The sequence below is a fragment of the Burkholderia sp. YIM B11467 genome, from assembly GCF_052952715.1.
Map to the genome: position 1 here is coordinate 1 of NZ_JBQVSQ010000010.1, position 10410 is coordinate 10410.

General features: G+C 66.2%; 12 protein-coding genes. 9 read left to right on the forward strand and 3 right to left on the reverse strand.

Annotation, left to right across the window (positions count from 1 at the left end):
* Positions 1-361: 361 nt before the first annotated feature.
* Positions 362-1627, reverse strand: a complete 1266-nt coding sequence (locus ACTRWB_RS28790; RefSeq protein WP_446903855.1) for an SGNH/GDSL hydrolase family protein — start codon at positions 1625-1627, stop codon at positions 362-364.
* Positions 1628-1826: 199 nt separating this feature from the next.
* On the opposite strand from ACTRWB_RS28790, the gene paaA reads away from it, so the two are divergent.
* From paaA to ACTRWB_RS28830, 8 genes are all read left to right on the forward strand, one after another.
* Positions 1827-2825 carry a 1,2-phenylacetyl-CoA epoxidase subunit PaaA gene (gene paaA, locus ACTRWB_RS28795; RefSeq protein ID WP_193097480.1) on the forward strand — a complete coding sequence of 333 codons (999 nt, stop codon included), beginning with the start codon at positions 1827-1829 and terminating at the stop codon, positions 2823-2825.
* 44 nt (positions 2826-2869) lie between these two features.
* Positions 2870-3154 carry a 1,2-phenylacetyl-CoA epoxidase subunit PaaB gene (gene paaB / locus ACTRWB_RS28800; RefSeq protein ID WP_446903856.1) on the forward strand — a complete coding sequence of 95 codons (285 nt, stop codon included), beginning with the start codon at positions 2870-2872 and terminating at the stop codon, positions 3152-3154.
* Positions 3155-3164: 10 nt separating this feature from the next.
* Complete coding sequence (gene paaC / locus ACTRWB_RS28805; RefSeq protein ID WP_446903857.1) at positions 3165-3968, forward strand: 1,2-phenylacetyl-CoA epoxidase subunit PaaC; 804 nt, start codon at positions 3165-3167, stop codon at positions 3966-3968.
* A gap of 23 nt (positions 3969-3991) precedes the next feature.
* Positions 3992-4555 (forward strand): 1,2-phenylacetyl-CoA epoxidase subunit PaaD, encoded by a 564-nt coding sequence (paaD, locus tag ACTRWB_RS28810; protein WP_129513507.1) that lies wholly within the window; start codon positions 3992-3994, stop codon positions 4553-4555.
* A 2-nt stretch (positions 4556-4557) separates the two neighbouring features.
* Positions 4558-5646: a 1,2-phenylacetyl-CoA epoxidase subunit PaaE gene (gene paaE, locus ACTRWB_RS28815; protein ID WP_193097477.1), complete on the forward strand. Its 1089-nt coding sequence runs from the start codon at positions 4558-4560 to the stop codon at positions 5644-5646.
* Positions 5647-5774: 128 nt separating this feature from the next.
* On the forward strand, positions 5775-6590 hold the full coding sequence (locus ACTRWB_RS28820) for a DUF1835 domain-containing protein (RefSeq protein ID WP_446903858.1): 816 nt from the start codon (positions 5775-5777) through the stop codon (positions 6588-6590).
* A 16-nt stretch (positions 6591-6606) separates the two neighbouring features.
* Positions 6607-7212 carry a TetR/AcrR family transcriptional regulator gene (locus ACTRWB_RS28825; protein ID WP_129513504.1) on the forward strand — a complete coding sequence of 202 codons (606 nt, stop codon included), beginning with the start codon at positions 6607-6609 and terminating at the stop codon, positions 7210-7212.
* Positions 7213-7455: 243 nt separating this feature from the next.
* Positions 7456-8103 (forward strand): GNAT family N-acetyltransferase, encoded by a 648-nt coding sequence (locus ACTRWB_RS28830; RefSeq protein WP_129513502.1) that lies wholly within the window; start codon positions 7456-7458, stop codon positions 8101-8103.
* Positions 8104-8163: 60 nt separating this feature from the next.
* On the opposite strand, the gene ACTRWB_RS28835 is transcribed toward ACTRWB_RS28830, so the two are convergent.
* Positions 8164-8688: an Lrp/AsnC family transcriptional regulator gene (locus tag ACTRWB_RS28835; RefSeq protein ID WP_011350656.1), complete on the reverse strand. Its 525-nt coding sequence runs from the start codon at positions 8686-8688 to the stop codon at positions 8164-8166.
* A gap of 217 nt (positions 8689-8905) precedes the next feature.
* On the opposite strand from ACTRWB_RS28835, the gene hppD reads away from it, so the two are divergent.
* Positions 8906-10003, forward strand: a complete 1098-nt coding sequence (gene hppD / locus ACTRWB_RS28840) for a 4-hydroxyphenylpyruvate dioxygenase (protein ID WP_048248172.1) — start codon at positions 8906-8908, stop codon at positions 10001-10003.
* A gap of 132 nt (positions 10004-10135) precedes the next feature.
* Here the strand turns inward: hppD and ACTRWB_RS28845 are convergent, their stop codons facing one another.
* A complete protein-coding gene (locus ACTRWB_RS28845; RefSeq protein ID WP_048248171.1) occupies positions 10136-10330 on the reverse strand; it encodes a hypothetical protein in 195 nt (64 codons plus the stop codon).
* Between the last annotated feature and the right edge of the window lie 80 nt (positions 10331-10410).

Sequence of the window (10410 nt, forward strand, 5' to 3'; positions counted from 1 at the left end):
GTTTCTCAGCAGCGCTGCGTTTTCAGCAGCAGAGAAGCGAGATTATGAACCGTGTTTCGCAGTTCGTCAACAACTTTTTAACTGCTTCGTTGCGACTGCGGGGTTCAACTTCGTGCACTGCCAGGGCCCGTTACCACCGCACCCCAACTGCACCGCTTCCCTCTCCCGCGCCGTGTTTCCGTTAGCGCGAAAGAGGCGTGATTCTATGCACCCCGCCCCGTTCGCGCAAGCCCCTTTGTGAAGAAAATTTGAAAAAAGCCCCCGTGCGCTGACGCGCACGGAGGCTTTGGGCTCGACGGGCCGGGTGTCGCTGCCGACCTCCAGGCCGCCGGCAGCGCTTCACTCTATATATAGAAGGGTGTCACTTGCCGCCCACGGCAGCCTGCAGTTGCTCGACCGGTACCGCGTCGGCCATCGCCGTGTAGCCTGCGTCGCTCGGGTGAATGCCGTCGCCGCTATCGAATCGGCGCTGCAGCACGCTCGGGCGTGCCGGATCGCGCAGCACCGCATCGAAGTCGACCACACCGTCGAACCCGCCGCCGCTCCGGATCCAGCGGTTCACCTCGAGCCGGATCTCCTCGCGCCCGGCCGGCAAACCGGCCGGCGTGAGCGTCGCGCCGAACACCTTCACGCCCTGGCGGTGCGCCGCCTCGATCAGCCGGCGATAACCGTCGATCAGCGACGCGGCCGTGACCTGCGTATGCGGGTGGTCGCAATCGAGCCCCGCGCGCGGCGGCATCGCCGCGAAATTGATGTCGTTGATCCCGATCAGCACGATCGCCGCCTTCACGCCCGCGCGCGACAGCGCATCGCGCTCGAACCGCGACGCCAGCGACGTGCCGTAGCACGCCGAATCGCTGAGCAGCCGGTTCCCGCTGATACCGAGATTCGCGACGCCGACCGACTCCACGCCCGACGCCGTCAGCCGACGCGCCAGCGCATCCGGCCAGCGGCGGTTCCGGTTCAGGCTCGAGCGCAGCCCGTCGGTGATCGAATCGCCGATCGCCGCCACGCTGGCTCGCGCGGAACCCGCTTCGACGGCCAGTTCCGTCACCCATGCATATTGGGTAAAACGGGTGCGGAACGTGGCGGCGTTCGGATCCCCCACATGGTCGCCCGGTGCAGAGACATAGTTGAACTGGTTCGACACGCGGTGCCAGACCGTCATCCGCTGGTTCTGTCCCATCTGGAAGCTGATTGCAACCGGCCGCCCGGCCGTCACGTCGATCCCCACCGGATCGCTTTCGATTTCCTGGCCCGGCGCGAGCGTCACCGACGCCTTGCCGCCGAACCGGACCGGCACCGCCGCGCCGCCGGCGAGCGCGGCACCTTCACCGGCGCGCGCGAGGCTCGCGGCCTCGACGACCAACGGCGCGCGACCGTAGGCATTGCTGACGCGAATCCGCGCGGCCCGCCCCGACACCGTCGGATAAACGATCTGGCGCACGGTCCGCCCAGCCACGTCGGGTGCACGATAGAGCGGCGGCGGCGCAGCAAGGTCGGGAATCGGCTGCAACGCGGTCGCCCACGCAGCAACCCATCCGGACGGCGCGGCCGACGCAGCGAGCGGCGACACGAAAACGGCCGCACCCAGCACGACCGCGGCGAAACTGCTTCGAAATGACATCGGCAAAATCCTCATCGGAAAGCGGGCATTGTGCCGCAGAAGATGCGGGAGCCACGCACCGGACCGCGGCCGCGACGCCTGATCGCGCCCCGACGTTTCTCGTTTACCCGCGTCTCGCCGCAAATCCGCAAGAAATTTATTAACCGACCGGTCGGTTGGTTTATACTTCGCAGACATTCAACCGGACGAGAGCCTCGCCATGTACACGCAATCCCTCGACATCCCCGGCAACGTCGCGCCGCTCGACGCCGCAGCCGAGTCGCCCGAGCAGGCGCGGTTCGATGCGATCATGGCCGCGGACGGCAAGATCGAACCGCAGGACTGGATGCCCGACGCCTATCGCAAGACGCTGGTTCGCCAGATCTCGCAGCACGCGCATTCGGAAGTCGTCGGCATGCTGCCCGAAGGCAACTGGATCTCGCGCGCGCCGAGCCTGAAGCGCAAGGCGATCCTGCTCGCGAAGGTCCAGGACGAAGCCGGCCACGGCCTCTATCTTTATAGCGCGGCCGAAACGCTCGGCGTGTCGCGCGATTCGCTGATCGACGCGCTGCACGCCGGCAAGGCGAAATACTCGAGCATCTTCAACTATCCGACGCCGACCTGGGCCGACGTCGGCGTGATCGGCTGGCTCGTCGACGGCGCCGCGATCATGAACCAGATCCCGCTGTGCCGCTGCACGTACGGCCCGTATGCACGCGCGATGATCCGCGTGTGCAAGGAAGAGTCGTTCCACCAGCGCCAAGGTTTCGACGCACTGCTGTCGATGATGAAGGGCAGCGACGCGCAGCGCGCGATGGTCCAGCAGGCCGTGGACCGCTGGTGGTGGCCGGTGCTGATGATGTTCGGCCCGAGCGACGCCGATTCGGTCCACAGCAGCCAGTCCGCGAAATGGGGCATCAAGCGGATCTCGAACGACGACCTGCGACAGAAGTTCGTCGACGCGACGGTCGACCAGGCGAAGGTACTCGGCGTGACGCTGCCCGACCCCGACCTGAAGTGGAACGACGCGCGCGGCCATCACGACTACGGCACGATCGACTGGGACGAATTCTGGCGCGTCGTCAACGGCGACGGCCCGTGCAACAAGGAGCGCCTCGCGACCCGCGTGAAAGCGCACGAGGACGGCGCATGGGTACGCGAAGCCGCGCTCGCGCACGAAGCGAAGCGCCGCGCCCGCGCCGAACAGCACGCCGCCTGAGCGGCAACCATCGAATTCAGGAATCAGGGAATCAGGAGAAAGTGATGAACAAGGAATGGCCGATCTGGGAAGTGTTCGTGCGCAGCAAGCAGGGCCTCGACCACAAGCATTGCGGCAGCCTGCACGCCGCCGACGCGACGATGGCGCTGCGCATGGCGCGCGACGTCTACACGCGCCGCCAGGAAGGCGTGAGCATCTGGGTGGTGCCGTCGTCGGCGATCATCGCATCGGATCCGAACGAGAAGGCCGAACTGTTCGAACCGGCGGGCGACAAGATCTACCGTCACCCGACGTTCTACACGCTGCCCGACGAAGTCAACCACATGTAACGCCCGCGCCATGACGATCACGCCCGAACACCTCTCCTACGTGCTGCGCCTCGCGGACAACGCGCTGATCCTCGGTCAGCGCAATGCCGAATGGTGCGGCCACGGCCCGATCCTCGAAGAAGACATCGCGCTCACCAACATGAGCCTCGATCTCATCGGCCAGGCACGCATGCTGTATACGCACGCGGCCGAACTCGAGCGCCAGCTCACCGGTGCGACGAAGACCGAGGACGACTACGCGTACTTCCGTACCGAGCGCGAGTTCGCGAACTTCACGCTCGCCGAGCTGCCGCACTACGGCCCGGTCGCCGGCACCGCGCACGCCGACAAGGACTACGCGGTGACGATCGTGCGCAACTTCCTTTACGCGGCGCTGATGCTCCACGTGTGGAGCGCGCTGGAAACGTCGACCGACACGCAGCTTGCCGCGATCGCCGCGAAATCGGTGAAGGAAACCCGCTATCACGTGCAGCACGCGCGCGAGTGGCTCGTTCGCCTTGGTGACGGCACCGACGAATCGCACCGCCGCGCGCAGGATGCGCTCGACTACCTGGCCCCGTACACGCGCGAATTCTTCGTCGCCGATGCGGTCGACGACGCAATCGCCGCACCGGGCATCGGCCCGGCACCGGCTTCGATCGAAGCCGCATGGCGCGCGGACGTGGACGATGCGCTCGCGGAAGCGACACTCACGCTGCCGGCGCCGGTGAAGCATGTGACGACCGGCAAGCAGGGCGAGCACTCGGAGCACATGGGCTACCTGCTCGCGGAAATGCAGAGCCTCGCGCGCCAGCATCCCGGCGCGACCTGGTAACCCCGACGCCACGGAGCCCGACGATGTCCGTCCAGACCGCCGCCCACGCCCACGCCACGCCCGCCGCACGCCGCGACGATCCGCTGCTCGCCCGTGCTTGGGACCTGCTCGAAGCCGTGCCCGATCCCGAGATCCCGGTCGTGTCGATCCGCGAGCTCGGCATCCTGCGCGACGTCCGCCGCGCGGACGACGGCCTGCTCGAAGTCGTGATCACGCCGACCTACTCGGGCTGCCCGGCCATGTCGCAGATCGCCGAGGACATCGCCGCCGCGCTGCAGGGCGCCGATCTCCCGCCGCACCGGATCGAGACGGTGCTCGCACCCGCTTGGACGACCGACTGGATCACGCAGGAAGCGCGCGAGAAGCTGCGCGCGTACGGCATCGCGCCGCCGGTCGGCCAGTGCGGCAGCGCCGCGCCGCGGGAAAACGTCGTGCGTTTCGTGCCACGGCCGGTCGCGGCACCCGCCTGCCCGCGCTGCGGTTCGGCCCGCACCGAGCGTCTCGCGCAATTCGCGTCCACGGCCTGCAAGGCGCTGTATCGCTGCGTCGACTGCCGCGAACCCTTCGACTACTTCAAACCCTACTGAATATGGCGACCCCGCAATTTCACTCGCTGCGTATCCGCGACGTGCGGCCCGAGACCGCCGACGCCGTCACCGTCTCCTTCGACGTGCCGCCCGAACTGCGCGACGCGTACCGCTTCACGCAGGGCCAGTTCGTCACGCTGAAGACCCACATCGACGGCGAGGAGACGCGCCGCTCGTATTCGATCTGCGTCGGCACGACGGACTACGACCGTGACGGCGAACTGCGCATCGGCATCAAGCGCGTACGCGGTGGCCGCTTCTCGAACTTTGCGTTCGATTCGCTGAAGCCGGGCCACACGATCGACGTGATGACGCCGGACGGCCGCTTCTTCACGCACCTCAACGCCGACCACGGCAAGCAGTACGTCGCGTTTTCCGGCGGCTCGGGGATCACGCCGGTGCTCGCGATCGTGAAGACGACGCTCGAAGTCGAGCCGCGCAGCACGTTCACGCTGATCTACGGCAACCGCAGCGTCGACGCGATCATGTTCGCGGAGGAGCTCGAGGACCTGAAGAACCGCTACATGAACCGCTTCGTCCTCTATCACGTGCTGTCGGACGACCAGCAGGACGTCGAGCTGTTCAACGGCGTGCTCGACCAGGCGAAATGCGCGGAATTCCTCGGCACGCTGACGCCGGCCGACGCGATCGACGAGGCGTTCATCTGCGGCCCCGCGCCGATGATGGACGCGGCCGAAGCCGCGCTGCAGGCAGCCGGCGTACCGCGGGAGAAGGTGCATGTCGAGCGCTTCGGCACGCCGCTGCCGCAGGCCGGTGCGCCGGTCGTCGACATCACCGACCAGACGCCGGCCGCCGACCTGGAAATCGTCCTCGACGGCAAGAAGCGCAAGCTGCGCCTGCCGTACGAAGGCGTGAGCCTGCTCGACGTCGGCCTGCGCGCGGGCCTCGCGCTGCCGTACGCCTGCAAGGGCGGCGTGTGCTGCACGTGCCGCGCGAAAGTGATCGAGGGCGAAGTGCGGATGGAGAAGAACTACACGCTCGAGGACCACGAAGTGAAGGACGGTTTCGTGCTCACGTGCCAGTGCCACCCGATCAGCGACAAGGTCGTGGTGAGCTACGACGAGCGTTGAGCGACGTCGCGTCGCGGCGCCGGACGGTTTCTCGCCGTCACACATCTCGCTTACACTAGGGGCCGCCGGCCGGCTGGACATCGCAACGTCCGCCCGGCCGGCGGTTTTCTTTTGTTGACGACAGGCCGATGAGTACCATTCATGTGATTCAGGGCGGCTCCGCCGCCGCGTCGCTGCGCGAGGCTCTCGCGCAAGCCGGACGCGACGAGCGCGTCGTCGGATTGCTCGACGATCTCGGCGTCGGGCCGCTCAAGGGCGCCGACGAGACGCCCGACACGCGCGCCGCCTTCTGGCAGCGCGTGCTCGGCGACCAGATTCCCGACTGGAACGCGGAAATCGACGACGAATTCGCACGCCTCGACCAGCTCGCGATGGACACGGGCCAGGTGGTCGTGTGGCACGCGCCGAGCGTCGGCGACAAGCTGCTGCTGCGCCGCGTCGCCTATCACCTGCGCAACGTCCCGCAGCGGCTGAACGAAGTGCGGCTGTCGGCCGCCGACCTCGACGCCGCGCAGCGCGCGTCGCTGTCGCGCACCGACCAGGCGTGCGCGACCGGGATGTTCTCGCCGGCCGAACTCGCGCGGAAACGGCCGATGGCCGCGCCGATCTCGGTGCTGCGCATCGGCCGCCTCGCGCTCGAATGGCAGGAAGCGAAACACCTGAACGCCGAACTGCGCTACTGGGTCAGCAACACGATCAAGAGCGGCCACTACGCCGACCTCGACACGCTGATCGTCGCGCGCGCGGAATCCGACTGGCTGCCCGCACGGCGCCTCGTCGGCAGCATCATGGCCGACGCCGACCGCGGCGGGCTGTTCGTCAGCGACTCGATCGCCTGGTGGCGCTGTCGCGAACTCGCGGCCGCCGGCCGGCTCGAGCTGCAGGACGACGCGCCTGACGCCCTCTCTTCCACGCAGGTGCGCGCGACCGCCGCGCCCCGCTAATCTTCCGCATTCGACCATGGCCCGTACCCGAGCGCCCGACCACGAATCCCAGCGCGAGCAGATCCTCGATCTGGCCGCCGAGAAATTCGCGCAGACGAGCTACCCGAGCACGTCGATGTCCGATCTCGCGACCGCGAGCGGCACGTCGAAAGCACGCCTCTATCACTATTACGAGAGCAAGGAAGCGATCCTGTTCGACCTGCTCGACCGCTACACGAAGCGGCTGATGCTGATCATCGCCGAGGTCGAAGCCGCGAGCCAGCGGCGCGGCCTCAGCGAGCGCGACGCGTTCGCCGAGCTCGTGCGCGCATTCCTCGCCGAATACGAGACGTCGCACAGCCGCCATGTCGCGCTGCTCAACGACGTGAAGTATCTCGAGGACGCGCAGCGGGAAATCGTGCTCGACCGCCAGCGCGACATCGTCGCGGCGTTCGCGCGGCAGCTCGCGCGCGCCTACCCGGACCGCATCTCGAAGGAAAACCAGACTTCCGTGACGATGATGGTGTTCGGGATGATCAACTGGACGTTCACGTGGCTGAAGCCGGGCGGCCGCCTCGGCTACCGCGATTTCGCCGAACAGGTGATCGACCTGATCGAGCGCGGGCTGACGCCGACGGCCTGATTGCCGCGTAGCAGCAAACGTTGCGCGACGGGCACACTGCGACAGCCCGCCACGCATTTCATATGATGAATTTTTAATTCGTTAAAAATCAAATAGATAGAAAATTAACTAAGCGGATTTAGAATTCATCCTCCAGCACAAATAAGGTTAAATACGGGTTTTCCCCAATCCGTGGGCTGACGGTCGGGTAAAATGCTGTTGCGTTGCACAATCCGCTGTACGGTCACACTTGAGGAACCCACGATGAACACGCAATTGAACGGCAATGCCGATGTCGTCGGCACCGCCGGTAGTGCGCCGGTTCTCGTCAGGGAACTGGCTTCCAAAGACCGTGAGCAAATGCTCACCCACTTTCTCTCGCTCGACGTAGAGGACCGCCTGCTGCGCTTCGGCCAGATGGTGCCCGACCACGTGATCGAGAACTATGTCCGCACGATGGACTTCGGTCGCGACACCGTGTTCGGCGTGTTCGACCACAACCTCGAACTGATCGGCGTCGGCCACCTGGCCTACCTGCCGGCCGAGGGCGACAAGCGCACGGCCGAATTCGGCGTGTCGGTGCTCGAAAGCGCGCGCGGCCGCGGTGTCGGCTCGAAGCTGTTCGAGCGCGCGGCGATCCGCAGCCGCAACACGCACGTGACGATGCTGTACATGCACTGCCTGTCGCGCAATGCGACGATGATGCACATCGCGAAGAAGTCCGGGATGCGGATCGAGTACGCGTACGGCGAAGCCGATGCGTACCTGTCGTTGCCGCCGGCCGACCACTCGACGATCATCGCCGAGATGCTGCAGGAACAGGCTGCGGTGTTCGACTACGCGCTCAAGCGCCAGGCACACCGCACGACGAAGTTCATCGAATCGCTGATGCCCGCCGCACTGACGGCGTAACGTCGGCCGACCGGGCCGCGCCCGCGGCGCGCCCGGCCCCTCCCTTCCTCGCCCGGCGCGCTATCGCACCGATCGAATCGGCAACGCGGTCGTCTCCTTGAAGCATTCGAGCGAAAAGCTCGTCTTCACGTCGATGACCGACGGGTGATGCAGCAAATGCTCCTGCACGAAGCGGGAGAAATGCGCCATGTCCTCGACCTGCACGCGCAGCAGGTAATCCATGTCTCCCGTCATCGCGTGGCACGCGACCACTTCCGGCCAGGTCTGCACGGCCGCGCGAAACAGTTCCGCATGGGTCGCGCCCGCGCGCGCCGACGTCTCGTCGGCCCGGACCGGCGCCAGGCCGCCGCGCTTCTCGAGTCGCACGCTCACGTACGCCAGCAGGTCGAGCCCGAGCTTCTGCGGGTTCAACAGCGCGACATAACCGGTGATCACGCCGATCTCCTCGAGCCGCCGGATCCGCCTCAGGCACGGGCTCGGCGACAGGTTCACGCGCTCGGCGATCTCCTGGTTCGACAGGCGCCCGTTCTCCTGAAGAATCGCGAGAATCCGCCGGTCGATGGCATCCAATTCGGCTTGCGCCATCTTCTGCCCTCCAATGATTGTTTAGAGACTGGAAATTGCGCCATCGTAGGGGCGGGCGATTAACTTCGCAAGTTTCCGCTCGCGGCCGCCCGCTACACTCTGTCGCACGTACCGATTCGTTGCGCACGCCGACGCGTGCGCCGCCTTCGACATCGAACCGGGCCGGGCACGCGCACGTCGATCGCCCCGGCCGATCGCCAAGCACAGGAGACACGCCATGCAGATCCCCAACTGGGACAACCCCGTCGGCACCGACGGCTTCGAATTCATCGAATACACGGCACCGGACCCGAAAGCGCTCGGACAACTGTTCGAACGGATGGGTTTCACCGCGATCGCGCGCCACCGCCACAAGGACGTGACGGTGTACCGCCAGGGCGACATCAACTTCATCATCAACGCCGAACCGGATTCGTTCGCGCAACGCTTCGCGCGCCTGCACGGCCCGTCGATCTGCGCGATCGCGTTCCGCGTGCAGGACGCCGCGAAGGCGTACAAGCACGCGCTGGAACTCGGCGCATGGGGCTTCGACAACAAGACGGGCCCGATGGAGCTGAACATCCCGGCGATCAAGGGCATCGGCGATTCGCTGATCTACTTCGTCGACCGCTGGCGCGGCAAGAACGGCGCGCAGCCGGGCGCGATCGGCGACATCAGCATCTACGACGTCGACTTCGAGCCGATCGCCGGCGCGAACCCGAACCCGGTCGGTCACGGCCTCACCTACATCGACCACCTGACGCACAACGTGCACCGCGGCCGCATGCAGGAATGGGCCGAGTTCTACGAACGCCTGTTCAACTTCCGCGAAGTGCGCTACTTCGACATCGAAGGCAAGGTGACGGGCGTGAAGTCGAAGGCGATGACGTCGCCGTGCGGCAAGATCCGCATCCCGATCAACGAGGAAGGCTCGGACACCGCCGGCCAGATCCAGGAATACCTCGACGCGTATCACGGCGAAGGCATCCAGCACATCGCGCTGGGCGCCAGCGATATCTACGGCGCGGTCGATGGCCTGCGCAGCAAGGAAGTGAAGCTGCTCGACACGATCGACACCTATTACGAACTGGTCGACCGCCGCGTGCCGGACCACGGCGAATCGCTGGACGAGCTGAAGAAGCGCAAGATCCTGATCGACGGCGCACGCGACGACCTGCTGCTGCAGATCTTCACCGAGAACCAGATCGGGCCGATCTTCTTCGAGATCATCCAGCGCAAGGGCAACCAGGGTTTCGGCGAAGGCAACTTCAAGGCGCTGTTCGAATCGATCGAACTCGACCAGATCCGCCGCGGCGTCGTGCAGGACAAGGCCTGACGCACCCGGCGCGCGGCGGCCCGGGGCAACCCGGCCGGCTGCGCGATCCGGTGGCACAAAGAAAAAGGGCGGGAATCCGAGGATTCCCGCCCTTTTTGCGTTCCGGCGCGACCCGCGGGCCGCGCGACCGGATCAACGCGCGTTCGCCTTCGACTCGACGGCGCGCTCGGCCGACGGCTGCGCGTCGGTGTTCTGGGCCGGCACGATCTGACGCATCTGCGCGCCGGCTGCCGCCAGTGCGCTTGCGCCTTGCGCGTGCACCGGGCCGGTCATCGCGAAAAACGCGGCGGACACGACCAGAAAACTCTGGATATGACGTGTGTTCATTGCACCTCCTGTAAAACTGCCGGCGCCTCCCCGATTGCGTCGAAATAAACCCACGCGACCGGGCACCTCCGGCAGGCCGA